General features: G+C 69.6%; 26 protein-coding genes and 1 tRNA gene. 7 read left to right on the forward strand and 20 right to left on the reverse strand.

Translation table 11 applies throughout. The features are described 5' to 3' along the window. The first annotated feature begins 29 nt into the window (after positions 1 to 29). Complete coding sequence (locus FSY98_RS03940; RefSeq protein WP_144874161.1) at positions 30 to 1,034, forward strand: LacI family DNA-binding transcriptional regulator; 1,005 nt, start codon at positions 30 to 32, stop codon at positions 1,032 to 1,034. Between the two features lie 89 nt (positions 1,035 to 1,123). Here the strand turns inward: FSY98_RS03940 and rplL are convergent, their stop codons facing one another. From rplL to FSY98_RS03955, 3 genes are all read right to left on the reverse strand, one after another. Next, the gene (gene rplL, locus FSY98_RS03945) at positions 1,124 to 1,504 is read right to left on the reverse strand and encodes a 50S ribosomal protein L7/L12 (protein WP_144874163.1); all 381 of its coding nucleotides are present in this window, start codon (positions 1,502 to 1,504) and stop codon (positions 1,124 to 1,126) included. A 48-nt stretch (positions 1,505 to 1,552) separates the two neighbouring features. Further along, positions 1,553 to 2,041: a 50S ribosomal protein L10 gene (gene rplJ, locus FSY98_RS03950; protein ID WP_144874164.1), complete on the reverse strand. Its 489-nt coding sequence runs from the start codon at positions 2,039 to 2,041 to the stop codon at positions 1,553 to 1,555. A 331-nt stretch (positions 2,042 to 2,372) separates the two neighbouring features. After that, positions 2,373 to 3,356, reverse strand: coding sequence for a type IV toxin-antitoxin system AbiEi family antitoxin domain-containing protein (locus tag FSY98_RS03955; RefSeq protein ID WP_144874165.1), 984 nt, complete (start codon positions 3,354 to 3,356; stop codon positions 2,373 to 2,375). A gap of 316 nt (positions 3,357 to 3,672) precedes the next feature. On the opposite strand from FSY98_RS03955, the gene FSY98_RS03960 reads away from it, so the two are divergent. Then, a complete protein-coding gene (locus FSY98_RS03960) occupies positions 3,673 to 4,353 on the forward strand; it encodes a YqaJ viral recombinase family protein (RefSeq protein WP_144874166.1) in 681 nt (226 codons plus the stop codon). Positions 4,354 to 4,373: 20 nt separating this feature from the next. Here FSY98_RS03960 and FSY98_RS03965 read toward each other — a convergent pair whose 3' ends face one another. The 6 genes from FSY98_RS03965 to FSY98_RS03990 all read right to left on the reverse strand — a co-directional run bounded on the left by FSY98_RS03965 (position 4,374) and on the right by FSY98_RS03990 (position 8,634). Then, positions 4,374 to 4,892: a hypothetical protein gene (locus FSY98_RS03965; RefSeq protein WP_144874167.1), complete on the reverse strand. Its 519-nt coding sequence runs from the start codon at positions 4,890 to 4,892 to the stop codon at positions 4,374 to 4,376. Then, entirely contained in the window at positions 4,889 to 5,560 is a 672-nt protein-coding gene (locus tag FSY98_RS03970) for a hypothetical protein (protein ID WP_144874169.1), read from the reverse strand. The genes FSY98_RS03965 and FSY98_RS03970 overlap by 4 nt, the downstream gene beginning before the upstream one ends. Beyond that, positions 5,557 to 6,141: a signal peptidase I gene (locus FSY98_RS03975; protein ID WP_144874171.1), complete on the reverse strand. Its 585-nt coding sequence runs from the start codon at positions 6,139 to 6,141 to the stop codon at positions 5,557 to 5,559. Before FSY98_RS03975 ends, FSY98_RS03970 begins: the two co-directional genes overlap by 4 nt. Before the next feature lie 81 nt (positions 6,142 to 6,222). After that, a complete protein-coding gene (locus FSY98_RS03980; RefSeq protein WP_396652320.1) occupies positions 6,223 to 6,780 on the reverse strand; it encodes a SipW-dependent-type signal peptide-containing protein in 558 nt (185 codons plus the stop codon). Positions 6,781 to 6,884: 104 nt separating this feature from the next. After that, complete coding sequence (locus FSY98_RS03985) at positions 6,885 to 7,508, reverse strand: SipW-dependent-type signal peptide-containing protein (protein ID WP_144874175.1); 624 nt, start codon at positions 7,506 to 7,508, stop codon at positions 6,885 to 6,887. A gap of 253 nt (positions 7,509 to 7,761) precedes the next feature. Beyond that, complete coding sequence (locus FSY98_RS03990; protein ID WP_144874177.1) at positions 7,762 to 8,634, reverse strand: LysR family transcriptional regulator ArgP; 873 nt, start codon at positions 8,632 to 8,634, stop codon at positions 7,762 to 7,764. A 70-nt stretch (positions 8,635 to 8,704) separates the two neighbouring features. Here FSY98_RS03990 and FSY98_RS03995 point away from each other — a divergent pair, with 70 nt between their 5' ends. Next, on the forward strand, positions 8,705 to 9,355 hold the full coding sequence (locus FSY98_RS03995) for a LysE/ArgO family amino acid transporter (RefSeq protein ID WP_144874179.1): 651 nt from the start codon (positions 8,705 to 8,707) through the stop codon (positions 9,353 to 9,355). Positions 9,356 to 9,365: 10 nt separating this feature from the next. On the opposite strand, the gene FSY98_RS04000 is transcribed toward FSY98_RS03995, so the two are convergent. From FSY98_RS04000 to FSY98_RS04025, 6 genes are all read right to left on the reverse strand, one after another. Next, the gene (locus FSY98_RS04000; RefSeq protein WP_144874181.1) at positions 9,366 to 10,169 is read right to left on the reverse strand and encodes an amino acid ABC transporter ATP-binding protein; all 804 of its coding nucleotides are present in this window, start codon (positions 10,167 to 10,169) and stop codon (positions 9,366 to 9,368) included. After that, positions 10,156 to 10,821 (reverse strand): amino acid ABC transporter permease, encoded by a 666-nt coding sequence (locus tag FSY98_RS04005; protein ID WP_144874183.1) that lies wholly within the window; start codon positions 10,819 to 10,821, stop codon positions 10,156 to 10,158. The genes FSY98_RS04000 and FSY98_RS04005 overlap by 14 nt, the downstream gene beginning before the upstream one ends. A 3-nt stretch (positions 10,822 to 10,824) precedes the next feature. Further along, the gene (locus FSY98_RS04010; protein ID WP_144874185.1) at positions 10,825 to 11,643 is read right to left on the reverse strand and encodes a transporter substrate-binding domain-containing protein; all 819 of its coding nucleotides are present in this window, start codon (positions 11,641 to 11,643) and stop codon (positions 10,825 to 10,827) included. Positions 11,644 to 11,814: 171 nt separating this feature from the next. Further along, positions 11,815 to 12,504 (reverse strand): 50S ribosomal protein L1, encoded by a 690-nt coding sequence (rplA, locus tag FSY98_RS04015; protein ID WP_144874187.1) that lies wholly within the window; start codon positions 12,502 to 12,504, stop codon positions 11,815 to 11,817. Positions 12,505 to 12,515: 11 nt separating this feature from the next. Then, on the reverse strand, positions 12,516 to 12,947 hold the full coding sequence (rplK, locus tag FSY98_RS04020; protein ID WP_025102337.1) for a 50S ribosomal protein L11: 432 nt from the start codon (positions 12,945 to 12,947) through the stop codon (positions 12,516 to 12,518). Positions 12,948 to 13,179: 232 nt separating this feature from the next. After that, on the reverse strand, positions 13,180 to 14,184 hold the full coding sequence (locus FSY98_RS04025; RefSeq protein WP_144874189.1) for a YafY family protein: 1,005 nt from the start codon (positions 14,182 to 14,184) through the stop codon (positions 13,180 to 13,182). An 83-nt stretch (positions 14,185 to 14,267) separates the two neighbouring features. On the opposite strand from FSY98_RS04025, the gene FSY98_RS04030 reads away from it, so the two are divergent. Then, a complete protein-coding gene (locus tag FSY98_RS04030) occupies positions 14,268 to 14,666 on the forward strand; it encodes a VOC family protein (protein ID WP_144874191.1) in 399 nt (132 codons plus the stop codon). A gap of 84 nt (positions 14,667 to 14,750) precedes the next feature. On the opposite strand, the gene nusG is transcribed toward FSY98_RS04030, so the two are convergent. From nusG to poxB, 4 genes are all read right to left on the reverse strand, one after another. After that, on the reverse strand, positions 14,751 to 15,836 hold the full coding sequence (nusG, locus tag FSY98_RS04035) for a transcription termination/antitermination protein NusG (RefSeq protein ID WP_144874193.1): 1,086 nt from the start codon (positions 15,834 to 15,836) through the stop codon (positions 14,751 to 14,753). A gap of 40 nt (positions 15,837 to 15,876) precedes the next feature. Then, positions 15,877 to 16,152: a preprotein translocase subunit SecE gene (gene secE, locus FSY98_RS04040; RefSeq protein ID WP_144874195.1), complete on the reverse strand. Its 276-nt coding sequence runs from the start codon at positions 16,150 to 16,152 to the stop codon at positions 15,877 to 15,879. Positions 16,153 to 16,192: 40 nt separating this feature from the next. Beyond that, positions 16,193 to 16,265: transfer RNA gene (locus tag FSY98_RS04045), tRNA-Trp, on the reverse strand. 163 nt (positions 16,266 to 16,428) lie between these two features. Beyond that, positions 16,429 to 18,153, reverse strand: coding sequence for a ubiquinone-dependent pyruvate dehydrogenase (gene poxB, locus FSY98_RS04050; RefSeq protein WP_144874197.1), 1,725 nt, complete (start codon positions 18,151 to 18,153; stop codon positions 16,429 to 16,431). A gap of 94 nt (positions 18,154 to 18,247) precedes the next feature. Between poxB and FSY98_RS04055 the strand changes: the two genes are divergently transcribed. The 3 genes from FSY98_RS04055 to FSY98_RS04065 all read left to right on the forward strand — a co-directional run bounded on the left by FSY98_RS04055 (position 18,248) and on the right by FSY98_RS04065 (position 20,727). Then, entirely contained in the window at positions 18,248 to 18,904 is a 657-nt protein-coding gene (locus tag FSY98_RS04055) for a DedA family protein (RefSeq protein ID WP_144874199.1), read from the forward strand. 69 nt (positions 18,905 to 18,973) lie between these two features. Further along, positions 18,974 to 20,083: a sensor histidine kinase gene (locus tag FSY98_RS04060; protein WP_144874201.1), complete on the forward strand. Its 1,110-nt coding sequence runs from the start codon at positions 18,974 to 18,976 to the stop codon at positions 20,081 to 20,083. Then, entirely contained in the window at positions 20,074 to 20,727 is a 654-nt protein-coding gene (locus FSY98_RS04065; protein WP_144874203.1) for a response regulator transcription factor, read from the forward strand. Before FSY98_RS04060 ends, FSY98_RS04065 begins: the two co-directional genes overlap by 10 nt. A gap of 289 nt (positions 20,728 to 21,016) precedes the next feature. Here FSY98_RS04065 and FSY98_RS04070 read toward each other — a convergent pair whose 3' ends face one another. Next, a complete protein-coding gene (locus tag FSY98_RS04070; protein ID WP_144874205.1) occupies positions 21,017 to 22,381 on the reverse strand; it encodes an NAD-dependent succinate-semialdehyde dehydrogenase in 1,365 nt (454 codons plus the stop codon). Between the last annotated feature and the right edge of the window lie 97 nt (positions 22,382 to 22,478).

Below are 22,478 nucleotides of genomic sequence, written 5' to 3' on the forward strand. Positions count from 1 at the left end.
GTCGACGTCCTGTAGGTCAAGGAGGACCGATGAGCACGATCGCGGACGTCGCGGCGAGGGCAGGCGTGTCCAAAGCGACCGCGAGCCGCGCCCTCAGCGGACGCGGCTATGTCTCCGAGCACACGCGGCGCCGGGTCTCCGATGCCGCCGAGGAGCTCTCCTATGTGGCTCACTCCTCCGCCACGAGCCTCGCCACCGGACGCACCGGCATCGTCGGCGTGGTCATGCCGCCCGTCGATCGCTGGTTCTTCTCCGAGCTGCTCGCCGGCATCCAGGAATCATTGTTCGCCGCCGACTACGAACTCGCCCTGTACGGGCTCCGCGACGCGGCGGAATCCCGCGAGCGCCTGTTCGACACCGTCCTTCCCGGACGTCGATTCGACGGCATCATCGCCGTGGGCATCCAACCCAGCGCGCACGAGCTCGAACGGCTCCGCCGCTCCGAGCGCCCTCTCGTGAGCGTCGGCCCGCAGAGCACCGATGCGATGGCCGTGACGATCGACGACGTGGAAGCGGCGCGGATCGTGACCGAGCACCTGATCGACCTGGGGCATCGCGATATCGCCTTCATCGGCGGATCCGGGCAGTCGACGACGATGAGCTTCGGCGACCTGAGGCGGATCGAAGGGTATCGGGAAGCGCTGCGCGTCGCGGGGTTGGCCGAACGTGCGCACATCGCGGAGGCGCCCTCGACCATGCCGGGAGGATACGAGGCTGCGGTCGAGATGCTCGGCGACCGGCGCAGGCGCCCGAGCGCCATCGTCGGCGTCTGCGACGAGACCGCCATCGGCGCGATCATCGCGGCGCGACGCCTCGGGATCGCCGTCCCCACGGATCTCAGCGTCGTGGGAATCGACGACCACCAGCACGCCGAGATGTTCGCGCTCACGACCATTAGGCAGGCCCCGCGATCGCAGGGCCACGAAGCGGTGCGCCTGCTCCGGCTGGCGATGGAGTCCCCTGACGCGGCGGCGAGGACGACGGTGTCCGGCTCGTCGCTCGTCGTGCGGGGGTCGACCGCTGCGCCTCGATGACGCGACCGCGTGAGACGCAGAAGGCCCCGGGGTGACCCGGGGCCTTCGCAGACGTTCAGGACGCGGTGCGAACCGCGCCCCGGACGGGATTACTTGAGGGTGACCGTCGCGCCGGCCTCTTCGAGAGTGGCCTTCGCCTTCTCGGCGGCCTCCTTGTTCGCGCCCTCGAGGACGGCCTTGGGAGCGCCGTCGACGACAGCCTTGGCCTCGCCGAGGCCGAGCGAGGTGAGCTCGCGGACGGCCTTGATGACCTGGATCTTCTTGTCGCCGGCAGCCTCGAGGATGACGTCGAAGGAGTCCTTCTCCTCGACCTCTTCCGCAGCACCAGCGCCACCGGCGCCGGCAACGGCGACGGGTGCAGCAGCGGTGACCTCGAACTTCTCCTCGAACGCCTTCACGAAGTCGTTGAGCTCGACGAGGGTCAGGCCAGCGAACTGCTCGAGCAGCTCCTCGGTGGAAAGCTTCGCCATGATGTATCTCCTAGATAGATGGGGTTGTTGTACGAGAACGACGGACGCTTACGCGGCGTCGGCGGTCTCGAGCTTTTCGCGAAGCGCGTCGATGGTGGCGGCAGCCTTGCCCATCGTCGCCTTCATCATGCCCGCAGCCTTCGCCAGCAGAACCTCACGGCTCTCGAGCGCGGCGTACTTGTTGACCTCGTCGGCGGTGAGGGCGTTGCCCTCGAAGATGCCGGCCTTGATCACGAGAAGCGGGTTGGCCTTGGCGAAGTCACGAAGAGCCTTGGCAGTGGCGACGAAGTCACCGTGCACGAACGCGACGGCCGACGGACCCTTGAGGTCGTCGTCCAGAGCGGTGATGCCGGCCTTGTTGGCGGCGATCTTGGTCAGCGTGTTCTTCACCACGGCGTACTCGGCGTCCTGACGGATGCTGTTGCGCAGCTGCTTGAGCTGGGCAACCGTCAGACCGCGGTACTCGGTCAGCAGAACGGCAGTCGAGTCCTCGAATGACTTCGTGAGCTCGGCGACCGATGCATCCTTCTGCGCCATGGTCACTCCTTGATGTGTACGAGGCGCCTCACGGCGGTGAGGCGCCGACCTCGACCGCATGCAACAGAAAAGCTCCGGCGCAAGCGCACGGAGCTTCGAGAAGTTCGTGTCCTGCGCGGGCCCCTGCTGAGCAGAGCTTCGATCGTCCGTGTTCGCACACGTTCGATGACCAGCGGTCTTCGGTTGCCCCCACTCTACCCCACGGGCGCCCCCGCCCCAAATCCCGCCCCTCTCCTCGCCTGCCGAAGCCCCCGCTGAGCGCCGACGCCCCCACTGGTTCACGTGGATGAGCAGGGGCGCCGTAGCTGGCCAGAGGCGTCGAGCGGAGCGCTCACCCGGGGGGACGGATGCCGTAGGCGGCGAGGGTCCTTGCGAAGCCGTCCGTCGACAGGATGTGCGACGAACCCCAGCGTGCAATTCTCCATCCGGTGACACCGCGCACGGCATCCTCGCGCCTCTTCTCCGCCATGACGACTTCCTCCGCGGTACGCCCGCCGCGGAGGAACTCGTCGAAGTACTTTCCCGTGCCGTCGAACTCGCCGAAGCACTGCGCCCGCCGGAATCCGAAATCGAGCCAATAGTCCTCGCCCGAAGGGCCCACGACGCGGACCTGGAGTTGCGGTCTCGCGAATCCGAGCCGGGCGAGCTGAAGCCGGCTCACACTCTCGCCGGGGAGTTGCGCACGCCCGTCGGCGAAATCGATGATCCAGCGAGCCCGCCGGATGCCTCGACCGCGCGAGCGCTCGGCTCTGTTCGACATCCGGCCGGACCATGCCGCCGCCGCGTCGGTGTCCAGCATGTGACCCGCCACCGCCGCGCTCCGCAGGGCCGCGTCAGCAGCAGACAGAGCGACCTCCGCCGATGTCGAACGAGCGAGGTCGAGGACCGTGCGGTCCAGAGAGGTGCACCGGATGCCCTCGATCTCCACGATGTCCGATGGCTCGATCCCGACGTTGTGCCACACCACCCCCGCGCATGTACGGCCGTGGCGCGCACCGATGATCGCCGTGTGGACGTGCTCGGGCGCGAGCCGGTACAGCGGCAGCCCGTGGATGACTGCCGCCGACGGTCCCCAGAACACCGGGCCGGGGGCGTGCGAGTTGAGGTGGGTCGCGACCACGTCGACGAGGTGGCGGCCCTCGTTCCACAGCCCTCCCCGGTCGTCGGCCGAAATGTAGCGACCGTTGCGCACGCGGTGGATCACGCCTTCGCGCACCAGCCGCTCGATGTCACGCTCGGTGCAGCCGCGGTGACGGAGGTCGTCCCGGGTCAGCAGCAGTGCGTGCGCGGTGGCGACGTCGATCTTCCTCGGCATCAGCCGATCGTCGCGCGAGATACGACTGCGGATGGCGTCACTCACACCCGTCCGGCCCGGATTCCCTCATCCGAGCGATCGTGCAGGAGAAGTCAGAAGCGCCCTCGCCCCTGCTGGTTAACGAAGCCCCGGGTCATTTGCGTCAATGAGCAGGGGCGTCGTAGCTGAGCAGGGGCGTCGGGAAGTACGGGCTGGGCGGGGAGCAGAAGCGGGGCGGGGAGCAGAAGCGGGAGCGGACGAACGGGAGGGGCGGTACGGATGCCGCGGAGCGGCGTGTACAGCGGCAGCGGTCGGTGGCCGGGGTTAGGCTCGTGAGGTGACCCCGGAACTCCAAGCGCGCATCGTTGCGGACTCCCGCGACCGCGTCGCCTGGATGCGGGCGAGGTCCCGCGGGATCACCGCCACTGACGTCGCCGGGCTCACCAGCGACAGGTCGATCGCTCGCGCCGCCGACTCCAAGCTCGGGGGCGGTCCGCGCTTCGGCGGCAACGCCTACACCGACCACGGCCGCCGCCGGGAACCCGAGATCGCCGCCTGGGTCGCGGCCACGCACGGCATCTTCCCGTCGTCGGCGCTGTTCCGCGCCGAGGTCGAGCACCGCCACCTCGCCACGCCCGACGGCATCGCGGTCGACACCGGCGGACGCATCGAGCTCGCCGAGATCAAGACGACGAACAAGGCGTTCCGCGGCATCCCCCGCACCTACCTGCGTCAGGTGTGGTGGCAGCAGCACGTGCTCGGCGCCGAACGCACGCTCTTCGTGTGGGAGGAGCACATCGACTTCGCCCCCGTGCACGACGAGCCGCGCTGCGTCTGGATCGACCGCGACGACCGCGAGATCGCCAAGCTCGTCGGCCTCGCGACAGAGCTCATCGACGAGCTGTACCGCCGCACGACGGGCCAGCAGGTCCCCAGCAGGATGCCGGTCGCGACGAACAGTCGCCGCGAACACCTGCGCGAACGGGACGCCTTCCGGGCGCTCGCCCTGGCCGACTGACGCCTTCGTACTGCGTCGTCTCAGACACAGGTCGCGCCGAGCCCCGCGAGGGTCATCGAGAGCTGCCGCGAGACGCCGACCGAGGTCCATGCGGTGCCGACCAGCAGGTTGTTGACCGTGAGCGTGGTCGTGCTCCCGAGCAGATTGGTGATCAGTCCGCTGAGCAGCGTCTGCGACAGCACGGCGGTGTGCGTGTAGAGCCCACCGGACGGCCCGGTGGTGCTGATGTTGGACGCGGGCACCACCGCCGTCGTGGCCCCCTGCGTGAGCGTCAAGCGGACGCCGCTCGCCGGGTAGACCGACGTCCACACGAGCGTCACGCTCTGGAACAACCCGAGCCCGTTGTTGGTGACCGTGCACGCGGTGATCGTCGCGGGCGGCACCGTGAACGACGTGAAGGTGCCGGATGCCGCGTGCTCGGTGTCGGTGAAGCGGGCGTCGACCGGCTGCACCGTCGCGACCGACCCTGCGCCCGCGAGGAGGCTCAGACCGAGGATGCCGGCGAGAAGCCGCCGCCGAGAGCCGGTCGGCGCGGTCATGACGGGCCCTCCTGACCGTGGCGTCGTCTCCCGCCCACCCGTATCCCCCTGGCCAGCAGCGACGCGCCCAGTGCGAGCAGCGCTGCCGATCCGACGAGCGTTGCGGTCGGCGGTGCGCCCCCGGTCGCCGGCAGCGCTCCGCCTGTCCCTGCGACGACGGCGTCGCCGACACCGCGGGCCGTCACCCGCACGTCGGTGAGCCCCGGGCCGTCGTGGTCCTCGGGGAGCGCCATGTGCAACCGCAGGTGCGCCGCCCGTGTCGACGAGAAGTCCGTGAGCACGACCTCGCCGCCGTCGCGGGGGATGCTCCAGGAGGTCGCGAGCACCGTCGCGCCGCCGGGGCACTCGTCGTCGGCCCAGGCCTGCATGCAGAGCGCCGCGTCGACGATGAGGGGCGCCGCACCTCTCGCGCTCACGGCGAGGGTGACGGTTCCCGGTTCGGAGGCAGGATCCGCGCTGACGGCGACGTCCCACTGCACCGACTCCCCCGGGAGCAGACTCGACGCCTCCGTCCAGTCGGCGACCGAGACGATGCGCAGCACCGTGCTCTGGACGACCTCGGTGCTCGGAGCAGCCCAGGCGGGTGTCGCCGCGACCCCGGCGACCCCTATCGCGACCGCCCCGCAGACTGCAGCCGCTCCGCTGATCCTCGCCCTGCCCACGTTCATCCGCCTCCCGCCCCTCGGCGGCGCGTCCGCGGCCAGAACGCCCAGACGACGAGCACGGTGGCCGCGACCGTGAGCGCACCGAGCGCGACGGGGTCGCCGAGGGCCACGACGACGGATGCCGCGCCAGGCACCGAGAACAGCACGCGCCGCACCGACGTCACGGCATAGGGGAACGGATCGTCGGAGGCGTTCGCATCGCCTCGCAGAGTGAGGACCCGTTCCGCCGGCGTAGACCCGTCGGCGACCGAGGTGATCCGGTGCGTGATGGGCAGATCCGCGGGGCGATCGACGGTGACGATGTCGCCGATGCCGACATCGGCCGCCGGGACGCGCTGCACGACGGCGACGGATCCGGCGGGGATCGTCGGCGACATCGACCCGGTGCGGAACATGATGAGGGTGACCTGCGCCGCGAGTGCGAGCACGACGAGTGCGATGCACATCGCCCCCGCGACCGCCGCGATCCAGAGCGCGGAGTCGGCGAGCAGACGCCCCAGCCCCCTGCGTTCAGGCTCGGGCGGCGCGGCACCCGTCGCACCCGCACGCGCACGGAGCTCGCGTCGTGTCGTCGGTGCGCTCATCTCACTCCTCCTCTCCATGCGATCACGGCATCGGAATCCCGAGCGATCACGGCATCCGCTTCCGTGCGATCGCGGCATCCGCTACGACGAGGTCCCCTGGACCTGCCACGTCTGCGTCATCGTGAGGCCCTGCGCGGCATTGACCGCGGTCGCCGGCAGAGTCACGGCGACGCAGTAGTTCAGCTGGGTGGTGCCGTTCGCGGTGACGACCTGCGGCACGGACGTCGTGGCCGCTCCCCCGACCGTGAGCGCGGACCCGTCCGCCACGATCACGCTCGAGGCACCTGATGCCGCCGCGTAGGTGGCCGCGGTGCACGACTGGCTCGGGGTTGCGGCGGTCGGCACGAGGCGCACCCCGTACGTGAGGTAGGTCGCGAGACCGGTCCCGCCCGGCGTGCCGGCGGTGAGCTGCAGCGTCCCCGCTGCGGACGGGTTGGCGGTCTTGACGCTGAAGAGCGCATAGGTGGTGGTGCCGGGGACCATGGCGGTCGGAGCGACGACGAAGTTCAGGGCCGCAGCCGCACCGGCGGTGGCGTGGCTCGAGAACGTGGCGCCATCGGTGGCACCCACGATGTCGAACCGCCCCGCGGTGAACGTCGATGACGCGTACTCGGAGTCGTTCCATGCGGCGAGGGTCATCGTCGCGCCGACCCCGAAGACGAGACCGCCCGCGAGGAGGGCTCGTATGCGACGGGAGCGCAGACGCTTTCTCTCCCGCATCCGTCTGCGGGTGTCGGCCATGATCAGTCGGCGACGGAGGTGGCGGTGAACTCCCAGGTCGCCGTCGCGGTCGCCCCTTGGGTGAGGCCGGCACCTGCCGTGACGGCGAAGCACAGTTGCACGGGCGCGCCTGCCGTTCCGGGCGCCGTGCCCTCGGCCAGCGGCACCGACGTCGCCCCGGTCTGGGCGCTCAACGTCGCACCGGACGCGACGACGGTTCCGGTCGCTCCCGCGCCGCACGTCGCCGCCGCCCCGATGGCGGTCACGGTGTACGACAGGTTCGCCTCGTTGCCGCCCGCCCCGGCGGCGATCCCGGCCGGCACGAGAGTCGCGGCGTTCGTGGTGATGCTGTCCAGCCGCACCCAGAAGGGCGCGTAGACGACGTCGCCCGGCGCCATCGATGCGGCGACGGCCGGCAGCTGGAACACGAGGGATGCCGCGGCATCCCCGTTGTCGATGTTGTGATCGTCGTATCCGGTGGTGGCGCTCGTCGTCGAGCCCTCCAGGTTGAACGATCCGGCGCCGAACGTGCCCGTGGCGAACTCGGAGTCGTTCCAGGCGGCGAGGGTCACCCCGACGCCCACCCCCAGCACGACGCCTCCGGCGAGGACTGCGAGCACCTTCCTCCTGGTGTCCGTGGTGACCATGTCTCTTCCCCCTCAGGAATCGAGAACGCAGGACTGCGGTGGACGGATCAGATCCGAAGACCCACTGCCGAGCGTCCTTCTGTCTTGCACACGCCCCGACCGAATCGCTCCCACGAGACGACGTGCTCATCCTTAAGATTGAATACCTATTCAGTTAATGTTGCAACCTCTCCCCTTCGGGTCGATCGAGCCGCCACCGATCGACCCGTCACCGATCGAGACGCCACCGATCGACCCGTCGCCGATCGGCGCGTCAGCGCGCGAGCACACGGCGTGCCTCCGCCGCCACCTCCGCAGCGATCGCGTCGAGCAGCGCCGATCGCAGATTCCACTGCTGCCAGTACAGCGCGACGCGCAGCGGCGGACCGCCGAGATCGACCAGCCCGCCGTCGTCCTGGAGCCGCGGCACCATCCCCCAGCCCAGCCCGAGGCGGACGGCGAGCGCGTAGTCGTGGGATGCCGGGACGTAGTGCCTCGGCACGCCCTGCGCCGCCACGCCCGATGCCGCCAGCCACTCGTGCTGGAGGGTGTCGCGACGGTCGAAGTCGACGAGCGGGGCCGCCGCGAGCGCGTCGGCGCTCACCCCGTCGGGGAACCACCGCTCAAGGTACGCGGGCTCGGCCATCGCCCGGTACTCGAGCACCCCCAGCGGCGACACCGAGCACCCCGCGACCGGCGTCGCCTCGCTGGTCACCGCCGCCATCACGGTGCCCGACTCCAGGAGACGAGCCGTGAAGTTCTGATCGTCGCGATGCAGGTCGACGTCGATGTCGTGCGTCCGCGACAGCCTCGCCATCGGGGCGAGGAACCATGTCGCCATCGAGTCGGCGTTCACCGCGAGTGGGATGCGCGGACGCGCGGTCTCGCCGTCGAGACCCAACCCGCCGAGCGCATCGTGTTCGAGCAGTGCCGTCTGCCGGGCGAGCCGCACCACGGCCTCCCCTGCCTCCGTGAGCCGAGCGGGCTTCGCACGGACGACGAGCACCCGGCCCAGCTGCTGCTCCAGGGTCTTGAGCCGCTGACTCACCGCCGAGGGCGTGATGCGCAGGACCCGGGATGCGGCGTCGAGGGTGCCTTCGTCGGCGACGGCCGCGACCGTGGCCGCCAGGTCGGGATCGATTCTCACGTAAGCGATGCTAATGGTTCACAACGAATCCTCGCTGGTGCTGATGATCGGCTGTTCCTAGCCTGAGGACATGCTCTCGGTCCTCTCGGGTCTCGGACTCGGCCTCTCGCTCATCGTCGCCATCGGCGCACAGAACGTGTTCGTGCTGCGGCAGGGGATCCGCCGCGAGCATGTGCTGCCCGTCGTCGTCGTCTGCGCGGTGTCCGACGCGCTCCTCATCGTCGCCGGCGTGGCCGGTCTGGGTCTCGTGATCTCGGCCGCGCCGTGGCTCGTCGTCGTCGCCCGGTGGGCCGGCGCCCTGTTCCTGCTCGGCTACGGCATCCTCGCCGCCCGGCGGGCCTGGCGCGGGGGCGAGCAGCTGCGGATCGACGACGCGCCGGCGATGAGCGCACCGACCGCCCGCGGAACGACCACGGCCGCGCGCACGGCGCTCGCTCCCGTGCTCCTCACCGTGCTCGCCCTCACCTGGCTCAACCCGCACGTCTACCTCGACACGGTGCTCATGCTCGGCTCGATCGCGGCCACCCATGGCGAGGATCGTTGGCTGTTCGCCGTCGGAGCGATCGCCGCCAGCATCCTCTGGTTCACCGCGTTGGGCTTCGGTGCGCGCTACCTCGGACGCTGGCTGCGCACCGAGCGCTCCTGGCGCATCCTCGACGGGATCATCGCGGTCGTCATGATCGCGCTCTCCGTCAGTCTCGTCGCACCCGTCTTGGCCTGAACCTCGGGAGTCAGTCCCCGTCGAGCGGACGCAGGATGCGGGTGAGGAACCGCTGCGTGCGCTCATGCCGCGGTGCGGCGAAGATCTCCTGCGGAGCGCCCTCCTCGAGCACCACGCCGCCGTCCATGAACAGCACGCGGTCGGCGGCCTCGCGCGCGAAGCTCAGCTCGTGGGTGACGACGACCATGCTCCACCCCTCGTCGGCGAGCTCCTTGATCACCAGCAGCACCTCCCCGACGAGCTCGGGGTCGAGTGCGCTGGTCGGCTCGTCGAAGAGCAGCAGGTCCGGCCGCAGGGCGAGGGCCCGCACGATGCCGACGCGCTGCTGCTGCCCACCCGAGAGCTCGTGCGGGCGCGCGTTCTCCTTGTCGGCGAGCCCGACCCGTGCGAGCAGGGTGCGTGCTTCGGCGATCACCTCGGCCTTCGGCCTCCCCTGCACCCGCCAGGGCCCCTCGATCACGTTCTCGAGCACGGTGAAGTGCGGGAACAGATTGTGGTGCTGGAAGACCATGGCCGAACGGTCGCGCAAGGCGAGGCGCTGCTGCGCCCGGCGACGCGCGCTCAGGCCGCCCGCCCCCGAGAAGTCGATCTCGGGGCCCCCAGCGACGTCGATCGTCCCGGCATCCGGCGTCTCGAGACCGTTGAGAGCGCGGAGCACCGTCGTCTTGCCCGAACCGCTCGGTCCGATCAGCACGACGACCTCTCCGCGCTGCAGGGTCAGATCGATCCCGCTCAGCACCTCGTTGTCACCGAAGCTCTTGCGCAGCCCCCGGGCCGCCAGCAGCACCTCGCCCGTTCCGTCAGCGCGCGACATGGCGATCGAGTCTCCTCTCCAGGGCGCTCTGCCCGAACGACAGCACGAGACAGAACACCCAGTACACGAGTGCCGCCGCGAGGTAGAGCACCATGAACTGATACGTCGTCGACGCGATCTGCTGCGCCACCTTGAACAGCTCGGTCACCAGGATCAGCGAGGCGAGAGACGTGTCCTTCACGAGCGAGATGAACGTGTTCGACAGCGGCGGCACCGACACCCGCGCAGCCTGCGGCAGGATGATGCGCGTCAGCGTACGTGTGCGGTTCATGCCGACCGTGTACGCCGCCTCCCACTGCCCCTTCGGCACCGACAGGATCGCCGCCCGCACCACCTCGGCGCCGTACCCGCCGACGTTCAGCGACAACGCGATGATCGCACTCGGCCACGGGTCGATCGTGACGCCGATCGACGGCATCCCGTAGAAGATCACGAAGAGCTGCACGAGCATCGGGGTACCGCGGATGACCGAGATGTAGAACCGGGCGATGCCCGAGACCACGGGGTTGACCGAGATCCGCATCAGCGCGACGCCGATCGCGATGACCAGCCCGAACGCGAACGAGACGAGCGCGAGCGGCACCGTGACCCTCACTCCGGCCAGGGCTATCGGCCCGAGCGAGTCGAGGAACAGCTGCCAGGGGCTCTCCACGCGTTACTCGGTGACGTCCGCGCCGAAGTACTTGTCGCTGATCTCGGCGAGCGTGCCGTCGGCTCGGAGCTCCTCGAGCGCTGCGTCCACGGCGTCGACGAGCGACTGCTTGTCCTTCGTGAACACGAACGCCTGCTCACCGGCATCCTCGGTCTCCGCCGCGATCTTGAGACCGGTCGGGCTGTTGGTCTTCTCGTAGTCGAGGAATGTGAGCTTGTCGTTGATGGTCGCGTCGACGCGACCCTGACGCAGCAGCTCGACGGCCTGCGCCCAGCCTTCGACGCCCTCGACGTTCGCGCCGGACTCGGTCGCGAGGTCGTTCCAGTTGCTCGTGAGCGACTGCGCGGTGGTCTTGCCCTTCAGGTCGTCGAACGACGAGATCGAGTCGTCGTCGTCCGCCACGACGATCACGCCGGGAGACACAGTGTACGGGGAGCTGAAGAGGTAGGCCGCCTCGCGCTCGTCGTTGATGGTGACCTGGTTCGCGATGACGTCGAAGCGTCCGGCGTCGAGGCCGGCGAAGATCGCATCCCACTGCGTCTCCTTGAAGTCGACCTCGAGGTCGAGCTTGTCGGCGACCGCCTGGATGATCTCGACGTCGTAGCCGGTGAGGTCGCCCGTCCCTCCGTCACCGTGGAAGCTGAACGGCCGGTAGGTGCCCTCGGTCGCGACCGTCAGGGTGCCGCCCTTCACGAGGCCGAAGTCGTCGGAGCCGCCCTCTGACGACGAGCTGCTCTCCGCGGGCGCGGTACTGCCGCTGCACGCCGTGAGCGCGGCGGCGCCGAGGACGAGTGCGGTGACGGCGATGAGGCGACGGGACATGGGTGAACCCTCCTGGGGTGATGCGATGCGCGGGTGCTGTGGTGCGCGGAACTCACCCACAGTACGCGGGATCGCTCCGGCATCCCAGTCGGATGACGTCCGATGTCGCCATGGTGTATGCACGAAGAAGGCCCCCGCCGGAGCGGGGGCCTTCCTGTGAGCGCGTGAGCGTCAGATCGCGTTGACGTCCAGCGGGATGCCGGGGCCGAACGTGGTCGACACGGCGCCCTTCTGGATGTAACGGCCCTTCGAGCTCGACGGCTTGAGGCGGACGATCTCCTCGAGCGCTGCGTCGATGTTCTCGTTCAGCTGCTCGGTGGAGAAGGAGGCCTTGCCGACGACGAAGTGCACGTTGGCGTGCTTGTCGACGCGGAACTCGATCTTTCCGCCCTTGATGTCCTCGACGGCCTTGGCCGTGTTCGGGGTCACCGTGCCGGTCTTCGGGTTCGGCATGAGTCCACGCGGACCCAGGACCTTTCCGAGACGACCGACCTGGCCCATGAGCTCCGGGGTGGCGACGGCCGCGTCGAACGCGGTCCATCCGCCGGCGACCTTCTCGATGAGCTCGGCGCCGCCGACCTCATCGGCGCCTGCGGCGATCGCAGCCTCGGCCGCGGGGCCGGTGGCGAACACGATGACGCGGGCGGTCTTACCGGTGCCGTGGGGCAGGATGACGGTGCCGCGCACCATCTGGTCCGCCTTGCGGGGGTCGACCGAGAGCTTCAGCGCGACCTCGACGGTGGCGTCGAACTTCGACGAGCCGGTCTCCTTCGCCAGGGCGACAGCCTCGGCGGGAGAGTAGAAACGGTCTGCCTCGATCTTCTCGGCGGCAGCGCGGTATGCCTTGGACTTCGTAGCCATGATTATCTCCCTCAGCCCTCGACCGTGATGCCCATGGAACGGGCGGTGCCGGCGATGATCTTCGAGGCGGCCTCGATGTCGTTCGCGTTCAGGTCGGCCTGCTTCTGCTCGGCGATCTGACGGACCTGGTCCTTGGTGATCTTGCCGACCTTGACGGTGTGCGGGGTGGCCGAGGCCTTCTGCACGCCGGCGGCCTTCTTGATGAGCTCCGCCGCGGGCGGGGTCTTCAGGACGAAGGTGAAGCTGCGGTCCTCGTAGACGGTGATCTCGACGGGGATGACGTTGCCGCGCTGCGACTCGGTCGCGGCGTTGTACGCCTTGCAGAACTCCATGATGTTGACGCCATGCTGACCGAGCGCGGGGCCGATCGGCGGCGCCGGGTTGGCTGCACCGGCGTTGATCTGAAGCTTGATCAGGCCGGTCACCTTCTTCTTCGGTGCCATTCTCTTTCCTTTCATCGAATCGGATGCGAGCCGCATCCGCTTCTCCCACAGAGCCGGCATCTCCGGATCGTGGTCGTCTGCACGCGCGCGAAAGCGGCGCACAAACCACCACAGTGTACCGGACGCGAGGAGAGAAGGAAAACGCTCGGGAACAGGTGCTCCCCGCGTCACTTTCGATCTATTCAGCGGCCGGCGACGAGGACGGATGCCGTGGCTCGGCCGGCTCGTCCGGCTAGGCGTGCTCGGCGTCGCGGTACACCGTGATGATCCGTTCGCCGAGCTCGCGGAGAGCGACGCGCACCGCGGCCGGCTCGACGACCTCGGCGACTCCGGCCCACCCAGCCAACTGCTCAGCCAGGGCGTCGATGCGGTGTGCGCCGACCTCGATCCGCACCCGCCCCGCCGTGTCCGGCGGACGGTCCACCATGCGGGCCTGCGCCCCGAACCGGGCGGTGAGGGCACGGACCGCCCAGGGCTCCACCCGCACGATCGCGCGCGCCGCGCCCCGCATGTCCTCCACGCGCTCGACCATCTCCGCCCAGGCCCGCGAGCGGTCGAAACCGGCGGGCTCGGCGCCCGGAGCCGTGAGCACTCGCAGCTCGGCGATCCGCTCGACGCGATACGTCCGCAGTCGCTCCGCGTAGGCGGCATCCGTCGCCTCCCCCGCGGGGGCTGCGTCTGCCACCGGCGCCGCGATGAGATACCACCTCGCACCCCTGCTCCCGACGATCAGCGGCACGACCTCGATCGGCGTGGCGCGCGTCGCGCCCTCGTAGCGCATCCGTACCCGGACCCGGCGGGCGATCGCCTCCTGCAGCTCGGCGACCGGCGCAGGGGGCTCGTCCGCATCGCTCTCTCCCCAGGGCGCGCTGCGCACGGTCGACGCGGCCACGCGCTGAGCGCCCTCCCGGAAGGGCTCGGGCATCGCGCGCACGAGCTTGCGCATCGCCGCGACGCGCTCCGGCGTGGCCGCGGCGCTCTGCGTGAGCGCGACGACGAGCGAGCTCGCCTCGCCCTGCGTCAGCCCGGTGAGGTCGGTGCGCGCACCACCGATCAGGCGCCACCCTCCCCCTCTTCCCCGGGTCGGATAGATCGGCACTCCCGCCATCGCGAGGGCCTCCAGGTCGCGGCGAGCGGTCGGCACGGACACCTCGAGCTCTGTCGCGAGTTCGGCTGCGGTGATGTGGGCCCGCCCCTGCAGGAGGAGGAGAGCCTGGATGAGGCGATCGGCGCGCATTCCGAGATCCGAATCTGAAGTGATCAGAGGGTGATCACTTCACGCGCGAGCCTAGAACACACAGCCCATCTGAAGGAGGAATCATGTTCCGTGGTCTCGCCAATCTCAACCTCGTCGCCGACGACATGCCCGCAGCGGTCGCCTGGTACGCCGAGGTCTTCGGCGCTCCCCCGTACTTCGTCCGCCCCGAGCAGGGCCCCGTGCAGTACGCCGAGTGGCGCTTCGGCGACGACGAGGACGAGTTCGCCCTCATGGACGCCCGCTTCCGTCCGGCACTCGCCCAGCCGGGCGGCGCTCTGGTGAGCATGCACGTCGACGACATCCACGCGGAGATGGACACGCTCCTCGCGCATGGTGCCACCGTCTTCGACCCCGTGACCCCGCGCGGGGACGGCTGGTGGTCGGCGTCGGTCAGCGATCCGTTCGGCAATCTGCTCGGCCTGATCCAGAGCCCGCACTGGGCCGCACGCCACGACGCATGACGTCACGGCCGGCCCGTCGTCGCCGCCGCCGCAGACGCGAGAACGGCCGCCCCGAAGCGGGACGGCCGTTCTCAAGAGGTGATGTCAGATCATCTTGGTGACCTGGTCGAACGACAGCTCGACCGGCGTCTCGCGCTCGAAGAGCGACACGAGCACCGTGAGCTTGCCGCTCTCGGGCTTGATCTCGCTGATCGAACCGGGAAGACCCGCGAACGAGCCCTCCTTGATGGTAATCGTCTCGCCGACCTCGAAGTCGACCTCTGCGGGCAGCGGACGAGCGACGGCGACGCCGCCCTTGGCCGCGATGTTCTTGGCGGTCGGGACGTCCTTGACCTCGACGAGCGACTTCAGCATGTTGAAGGCCTCTTCGAAGCGCAGCGGCGTCGGGTTGTGGGCGTTGCCCACGAAGCCGGTGACACCGGGCGTGTGGCGGACGACCGACCAGGTGTCCTCGGTGAGCTCCATGCGCACGAGCACGTACCCGGGGATGCGCACGCGGGTGACCATCTTGCGCTGGCCGTTCTTGATCTCGACGACGTCCTCCATCGGGACCTCGATCTGGTAGATCTCGTCCTCGACCTCGAGCGTCGACTTGCGCTGCTCGATGTTCGCCTTCACCTTGCGCTCGAAGCCAGCGTACGAGTGGATGACGTACCACTTGCCGGGGAGCATGCGCAGATCCATGCGGAAGGACTCGTAGGGGTCCTCGTCGACGTCGGACGCCTCGGCGTCCTCCTCGGCCTCCACCGCGGCGGCCACCGGGTCGTCGGCGTCGTCGATGACGGCCGGACGGTCGTCCTCGCCGTTCACGTCGGGGCCGTTGTAGGGGGTGACCTCGTCGGCCGCCTCCGCTTCCTGCTCTGCGGTCTCTTCGGCCGCAGCGTCGTTGAGGACCTCAGCGGCAGCTTCGGACTCAGCCGCTTCGTCCAGGTTGAGAGCGTCGTTCACGATCGCGTCCGCCTCCGGGTCGTCGATGTCGATGTCGGTGTCTTCTGCCGTGTCGGTCTCGTCGTCGCCGTCCACGTCCTCGACGTGGATCGCCACATGCTCGGCCGACGTCACGGCGCGTTCCTCCGCGGCGAGGACGTTGCCCTCCTGGGCTTCGTCCTCCTCGCTGGACTGCTCGGCAGCGGTCGCCCAGTCGGCGTCGTCGGAATATCGTTCAGACACGGTGTTTCTTTCCAATCACTGCGGCCGTGGCCGCAGGGCGTCAAGCGTCCGGAACCCCGAACACGATGTGCGTCAGCCACGCGAACAAGGTGTCCAGTCCGTAGACGATGCCCATGACGATCAGAACGAAGACGAGCACCACCGCGGTGAACTTGAACAGCTCCTTGCGGGTCGGAGTGACGACCTTGCGCAGCTCTGCGATGACCTGACGGAAGAACAGGGCGATGCTCCCGAAGAACCGGGAGATGGGGTTGCCCGTCTTCTCTCGGGTGGCGCCGGCCGCGATGACCTCGCCGCGCGGTTCGTCCTGATCCATCCTGAATGTACCTTTCGTGTGTCAGCTGTGCGCTGACGCGCAGGGCGGACAGGAATCGAACCTGCAACCTGCGGTTTTGGAGACCGCTGCTCTGCCAATTGAGCTACCGCCCTAGAGACCCGGAGGTCTCGGGGTGAAGTCTCCATCCTGCCATCCCGCCCGGTCGTGTGGGCCGGGGCACGGCGGAAGAATGCAGACAACAACTGCTCGACAAGCATACGGCATCCATCGACGGGTGCCGAACCGGCGGAGGCTCGACTCCCGTCGTCGGGCGCGTCAGAGGAACTGGCGCCAGTTCGCCCTCGCGAGGTCGAGCAGCTCGTCGCCACGGCCCGACATCACGGTGCGGATCGCGTAGAGGGCGAAGCCCTTGACCTGGGCGGCCTCGATCGCGGGCGGCATCGACAGCTCCTGGCGCTCGGTCACGACGTCGAGCACCGCGGGGCCGTCGTGCGCGAGCACCTCGCGCACGGCATCCGGCAGATCCTCGCTGTTCTCGACGCGGCGTGCGAAGATGCCCATGGCCTCGGCGATCGCGGCGAAGCTGGGGTTGTCGAGACCGGTGCCGTAGTTCACGAACCCGGCGGCCTTCATCTCGAGCTCGACGAAGTTCAGCGAGGAGTTGTTCACCACCACGGTCTTCACCGGAAGGCCGTTCTGGGTGACGGTGAGCAGCTCGCCGAGCATCATCGCGAGCCCGCCGTCTCCGGCGAGCGCGACGACCTGGCGGTCGGGGTGCGACACCTGCGCGCCGATGCCGTGCAGCAGGGCGTTGGCCATCGATCCGTGCGTGAACGATCCGATCAGACGGCGCCCCTCGGTCATCGACAGGTAGCGTGCGGCCCACACGGTGGGCGAGCCGACGTCGGCGGTGAAGATCGCGTCATCAGCGGCCTGCTCGTCGAGCACGCGAGCGAGATACTGCGGGTGGATCGGGCGCCCCTTCTTCGTCGGCGTCGCCAGGTCGTCGAGCTTGGTCCGCGTCTTGCGGTAGTGCGCGACCGCGTCGTCGAGATGGCGTCGATCGGTCTTCGCAGCGAGTCGCGGCAGCAGTGCGTCGACGGTCGCGCGCACGTCGCCGACGAGCCCCAGGTCGAGCGGATGCCGCTTGCCGAGCTGCGATCCGCGGATGTCGACCTGGATGGTGGTCGCATGCTCCGGATAGAACTGCTCGTAGGGGAAGTCGCTGCCGAGCACGAGCAGCGTGTCGGCCGCCTCCATCGCCCGGTATCCCGAGGCGAAGCCCAGCAGCCCCGTCATGCCGACGTCGAACGGGTTGTCGTACTCGATGAACTCCTTGCCGCGCAGAGCGTGCACGATGGGAGCGCCGAGCCGGTCGGCGAGCGCGATGACCTCGTCGTGCGCGCCCTCGACGCCGGCCCCCGCGAGGATCGTCGTCTTCGACGAGGCGTTCAGGAGCGTGGCAGCCCGCTCGAGCTCGTCGGGACTCGGCGTGACGACGGGTCGCGTGCGCTCGATCACGACGGCGCGGTCGTCGGCGATCTCGGCGAGCGCGACGTCGCCGGGGATCACGAGCACGGCGACCCCGCGCTGCTCGACGGCCGCACGCATCGCGATCTCGAGCAGACGAGGCATCTGGCGGGGGTCGGCGACGTACTCGACGTAGACGCTGCACTCGCGGAACAGCTCCTGCGGGTGCGTCTCCTGGAAGTAGCCGGTGCCGATCTCGGTGGTCGGGATGTGCGCGGCGATCGCGAGCACCGGCACGCGGGAGCGGTTGGCGTCGTAGAGGCCGTTGATGAGGTGCAGGTTGCCCGGCCCGCAGGATCCGGCGACCACCGCGAGGTCTCCCGTGAGCGCGGCATCCGCCGCAGCGGCGAAGGCGGCCGATTCCTCGTGGCGCACGTGCACCCAGCGGATGCTGCCGTCCTTGCGCAGCGCGTCGGTGAACCCGTTCAGCGAATCGCCCGGCAGTCCGTAGACGCGCTCGATCCCGTTGGCTCCCAGTGTCTTGACGATGTTCTCTGCAACCGTGGCCATGATTCGACCCTACGCCCGGTATTCCGGTTTTCCGCACCTCGGCGGAGGGGCAGCCGCAGTGACGGCATCCGCCCTGCTCCGTACCGTCGAGAGCATGGACACTTCTGTGGGTCTCGGACTCTTCGCCGACTGGGCGATCGCCCTCATGGAGACGCTCGGCAGCGTCGGTGCGGGCGTCGCCGTGGCGATCGAGAACCTGTTCCCGCCGATCCCCAGCGAGGTCATCCTGCCCCTCGCTGGCTTCACCGCTAGTCAGGGCTCGATCGTGCTGTGGGAGGTGCTGGTCTGGACGACGGTGGGCTCCGTCGTCGGCGCCCTCGCCCTGTACGGCATCGGCGCCTGGCTGGGCCCTGCGCGGCTGCGCCGGGTCGTCGACCGGATGCCGCTGATGAAGGTGAGCGACGTCGACCGCGCCGAGACGTGGTTCGCGAAGCACGGCTCGAAAGCGGTGTTCTTCGGCCGGATGATCCCGATCTTCCGCAGTCTCATCTCGATCCCCGCCGGAATCCAGCGGATGCCGCTGCTGCGCTTCACGCTGCTGACCGCCGCCGGGAGCGCGATCTGGAACACCGTGTTCGTGATGGCCGGATTCCTCCTCGGTGAGCAGTGGCACCGCATCGAGCAGTACACCGACGGCCTGCAGCTCGTCGTGGTCGCCGCGGTGATCGCCGCCGTCTCGGTGTTCGTCGTCGTGCGCGTCCGTCAGCGGGTGCAGGGCACTCCCACCGCCACCGTCGAATCGCGCGAATGACGGTCTTCGACCCCCGACGATTGCCAGTCGCGCGATTCGAAAGCGCCGCTTGACCGACACAATGGACTCATGACGTCCCGGCCGATCGTGCGCGATGTGCTGCGGATGCTGGGCGGCACCGCCGCGGGGATCGCGATGCTGCCGGCGACGCTCGTCGCCGTCGCGACCTCTCCGCGCCCTCCGGCGTCGACGGTGCTCCGGCGTCTCGCCGCCCGCCTGGCCTGGGTCGACGGCACCCCTCGGCGCGTCCCGCCGTCGGCTCGGCGCACGCGCGGACTGCTCGCCCTGTCGGCGCTGCTGCAGCTCGTCGTGCTGTGCATCCTCGTGCTGATGGTCGCGGGTGTCGTCGTCGGCATCCAGATGCTCGTCGCTGCGGCGACCGGCGGTCCGGTGGCGCTGTTCAGCGCCCGTCCCGGCCGGGTGACCTGGGCGACGGTCGGCCTCTTCGTCGTGCCGGGGCTCGTGCTGCTGTTCCTCGCCCTGTCGGGGATCGGCGGCATCGCGTGGCTCGAGCGCCGGGTGTGGGACGCATTCCAGCGTCCTGGGGCCGGCGAGCTGTCGCAGGAGGTCGTTCGGCTGCACGCGACCCTCGACGAGGTGGTCGACGCGGTCGACGCGGAGCGGCGTCGCATCGAACGCGACATCCACGACGGCGTGCAGCAGCGCGTGGTGGCGCTGTCGATCCTGCTCGCGCGGGTCGAGCGCTCGGGGGCCGACGACGGCGCCGCCCTGCTGCGCACCGCCCGCGACGAGACCCAGCACATCCTCGACGACCTGCGCGACGTCGCGTGGCGCACGTATCCCGAGATGCTGCAGCGCGACGGACTCGCGGTGGCGCTCCGTGCCCTGCGCGACCGCGTGGCCATGCCCGTGCACCTCGACGTCGATCAGGCGCCGATCGCCGACCGCGCGGCCGAGACCGCGGCCTACTTCGTCGCGAGCGAGGCGGTGACCAACGCGATCAAGCACGCGGAGGCCGCATCGATCACGATCCGCGTGCGCACCGGCGAGGGGCTGCTCTCGGTCAGCGTCGAGGACGACGGCGTCGGCGGGGCGGATGCCGCGGGCACCGGCCTGTCGGGGATCGCCTCGCGGGTGGCGGCGCGCGACGGGGAACTGCGGGTGCACAGCCCGCTCGGCGGGCCGACCGTGGTCGAGGCGGTGATCCCGTGCGGATAGCCATCGCCGAGGACTCGACGCTGCTCCGCGAGGGCATCGCCCAGCTGCTCGTCGCCGAGGGTCACGTCGTGACGGCATCCGTCGGGGACGCCGACGCCCTCCTCGCCGCGATCGCCGCCGACGAACCTGATGTCGTGATCGTCGACGTGCGCATGCCGCCCGACTTCGTCGACGAGGGGATCCGCGCAGCTCTCCGCGTCCGCCGCGACCACCCCGGAGTCGCGGTGCTCGTGCTCTCGCAGCACGTCGAGCGCCGCTACGCGAGCGAGCTGCTGCTCGACGGCCGCGGCGGCGTCGGCTATCTGCTCAAGGACCGTGTCTCCGACATCGCCGGCTTCCTCGATGCGATCGTGCGCATCGCCGACGGCGGGGTCGCGTTCGACCCCGAGGTGATCAGTCGCCTCATCGCCGACCGTTCGGTGCCCGGCCAGCGGATGGGCGAACTCAGCGAGCGCGAGACCGCTGTGCTCGAACTCATCGCCGAGGGGCACAGCAACGCCGGCATCGCCGAGCGCCTGTTCATGAGCCAGAGCGGCGTCGAGAAGCACATCAACACGATCTTCACGAAGCTCGGGGTCGCCTCGGGGTCCGCCGTCAACCGTCGCGTCCTCGCGGTGCTCGCGTACCTCGATCTCGCGGACTGACCGCACGCACGCTCTGCCGGGCCCGTCCGAAGCCTGTGCGCCCGCGAAGGACTTGTGCGCTACGGAAGGACCCGATCCCGGCATCCGCCATGCGCACGCGCACATCTCCTGCCCGCACGCACGCCGTGCCGGGCCCGCCCGAACGCCGTACGCCTGCGAAGGACTGTTGCGCCACGGAAGGACCCGATCCCGGCATCCGTCCTGGGCACGCGCACATCTCCTGCCCGCACGCACGCCGCAGACACGAGAGAGGGGCGGATGCCGCGGCATCCGCCCCTCCCCGTCCGCGTCAGCCGATGCGGATCAGCTTCTTGTTGACGAACTCGTCGGCCGCGAGGTGACCGAGCTCGCGGGCCGTGCCGCTGCGCTTGATGCCGCCGAACGGCAGCTCGGGGCTGTCGGCCAGCACGAGGTTCACGTAGACCATGCCGGCCTCGATCCGGTCGGCCACGCGCTCGGCCTGCTCGGCGTCGGTCGTGAAGACGTACGAGCCGAGGCCGAACGTGGTGTCGTTGGCGAGCGCGACCGCCGCGTCCTCGTCGGCGACGCGGTAGACGACCGCCGCCGGGCCGAAGAGCTCCTCGCGGTACACGTCCATCTCGGGCGTGACGTCGGCGAGCACCGTCGGCGCGAAGAACGCCCCGTCGCGGGTGCCGCCTATGAGCAGCGTCGCCCCCTGCTCGACTGCCGTGTCGATCTGCTTCTGCAGGTTCTCGGCGGCGGTCTCCGACGAGACGGGCCCGAGCACGGTGTCGTCGAGCATGGGGTCGGTCGCCTCGACCGCCGCCATCGCCGCCGTGAACTTCTCGACGAACGCGTCGTACAGGCCGTCGACGATGATGAAGCGCTTGGCGCCGTTGCACGCCTGGCCGTTGTTGTCGAGGCGGGCGTCGACCCCGGCCTGCACCGTCGCGTCGAGATCGTCCGTCGACAGGACGATGAACGGGTCGGATCCCCCGAGCTCCAGCGCGACCTTCTTGAGGTTCCGTCCGGCGATCTCGGCGACGGCCGCGCCGGCGCGCTCCGAGCCGGTGAGCGACACGCCCTGCACGCGCGGGTCGGCGATCATCGCGGCGATCTGGTCGTTCGTCGCGAGCACGTTCTGATACGCGCCCTCCGGGAAGCCCGCGTCGCGGTAGATCTCGGCGATCGCGTTCGACGACTCGGGGCACTGCGGTGCGGGCTTCAGCAGGATCGTGTTGCCGACGATGAGGTTCGGTGCCGCGAAGCGCACGATCTGGTAGGCGGGGAAGTTCCACGGCATGATGCCGACGAGCGGTCCGAGCGACGAGCGGCGGATGACCGCCGACCCGTCGCCGAGGATGTCGATCGGCTGGTCGGCCATGATCGCCTCTGCCTGATCCGCGTAGTACTCGGCGATGTCGGCGGCGAAGTCGACCTCTCCGAGCGCGGCCTCGCGGGGCTTGCCCATCTCGCGCACGAACACGTCGGCGAGCTCCTCCCGGCGCTCGCGGTGCAGCTCGGCCATGCGACGGATGAGCGCCGCGCGCTCGGCCACGGTCGACGAGCGCGACCATTCGCGATGCGCGGTGTCGGCGGCCGCGACAGCCGCGTCGATCTGCGCATCCGTGAACGTGTCGAAGGACTTCAGCGTCTCTCCGGTGGCGGGGTTGATGACGGCGTAGTCGGTCATGTTCTGCGTCCTTTCGATGTACTCGGTCGTTGAGCGAGGAGCGAAGCCGCGAGACGAAACGTGGTGACCGCGTTTCGTCTCGCTTCGTCCGCTCAAC

It is taken from the genome of Microbacterium sp. 1.5R (assembly GCF_007667425.1).
In the GTDB taxonomy this organism is placed as follows: Bacteria; Actinomycetota; Actinomycetes; order Actinomycetales; family Microbacteriaceae; genus Microbacterium.

Bases quoted from the DNA above. Each gene is read 5' to 3' on its own strand.
- FSY98_RS03955 (WP_144874165.1), bottom strand. From the start codon at position 3,356: ATGCCGAGGAAGATCGACGTCGCCACCGCGCACGCACTGCTGCTGACC.
- FSY98_RS03975 (WP_144874171.1), bottom strand. From the start codon at position 6,141: ATGAGCGCACCGACGACACGACGCGAGCTCCGTGCGCGTGCGGGTGCG.
- FSY98_RS04030 (WP_144874191.1), top strand. From the start codon at position 14,268: ATGTTCCGTGGTCTCGCCAATCTCAACCTCGTCGCCGACGACATGCCC.
- FSY98_RS04000 (WP_144874181.1), bottom strand. From the start codon at position 10,169: ATGTCGCGCGCTGACGGAACGGGCGAGGTGCTGCTGGCGGCCCGGGGG.
- FSY98_RS04010 (WP_144874185.1), bottom strand. From the start codon at position 11,643: ATGTCCCGTCGCCTCATCGCCGTCACCGCACTCGTCCTCGGCGCCGCC.
- poxB (WP_144874197.1), bottom strand. From the start codon at position 18,153: ATGGCCACGGTTGCAGAGAACATCGTCAAGACACTGGGAGCCAACGGG.
- FSY98_RS03965 (WP_144874167.1), bottom strand. From the start codon at position 4,892: ATGACCGCGCCGACCGGCTCTCGGCGGCGGCTTCTCGCCGGCATCCTC.
- FSY98_RS03970 (WP_144874169.1), bottom strand. From the start codon at position 5,560: ATGAACGTGGGCAGGGCGAGGATCAGCGGAGCGGCTGCAGTCTGCGGG.
- FSY98_RS03985 (WP_144874175.1), bottom strand. From the start codon at position 7,508: ATGGTCACCACGGACACCAGGAGGAAGGTGCTCGCAGTCCTCGCCGGA.
- FSY98_RS04060 (WP_144874201.1), top strand. From the start codon at position 18,974: ATGACGTCCCGGCCGATCGTGCGCGATGTGCTGCGGATGCTGGGCGGC.
- FSY98_RS04070 (WP_144874205.1), bottom strand. From the start codon at position 22,381: ATGACCGACTACGCCGTCATCAACCCCGCCACCGGAGAGACGCTGAAG.
- rplL (WP_144874163.1), bottom strand. From the start codon at position 1,504: ATGGCGAAGCTTTCCACCGAGGAGCTGCTCGAGCAGTTCGCTGGCCTG.
- FSY98_RS03995 (WP_144874179.1), top strand. From the start codon at position 8,705: ATGCTCTCGGTCCTCTCGGGTCTCGGACTCGGCCTCTCGCTCATCGTC.
- rplA (WP_144874187.1), bottom strand. From the start codon at position 12,504: ATGGCTACGAAGTCCAAGGCATACCGCGCTGCCGCCGAGAAGATCGAG.
- FSY98_RS04055 (WP_144874199.1), top strand. From the start codon at position 18,248: ATGGACACTTCTGTGGGTCTCGGACTCTTCGCCGACTGGGCGATCGCC.
- rplJ (WP_144874164.1), bottom strand. From the start codon at position 2,041: ATGGCGCAGAAGGATGCATCGGTCGCCGAGCTCACGAAGTCATTCGAG.
- FSY98_RS03980 (WP_396652320.1), bottom strand. From the start codon at position 6,780: ATGACCCTCGCCGCATGGAACGACTCCGAGTACGCGTCATCGACGTTC.
- rplK (WP_025102337.1), bottom strand. From the start codon at position 12,947: ATGGCACCGAAGAAGAAGGTGACCGGCCTGATCAAGCTTCAGATCAAC.
- secE (WP_144874195.1), bottom strand. From the start codon at position 16,152: ATGGATCAGGACGAACCGCGCGGCGAGGTCATCGCGGCCGGCGCCACC.
- FSY98_RS04025 (WP_144874189.1), bottom strand. From the start codon at position 14,184: ATGCGCGCCGATCGCCTCATCCAGGCTCTCCTCCTCCTGCAGGGGCGG.
- FSY98_RS03940 (WP_144874161.1), top strand. From the start codon at position 30: ATGAGCACGATCGCGGACGTCGCGGCGAGGGCAGGCGTGTCCAAAGCG.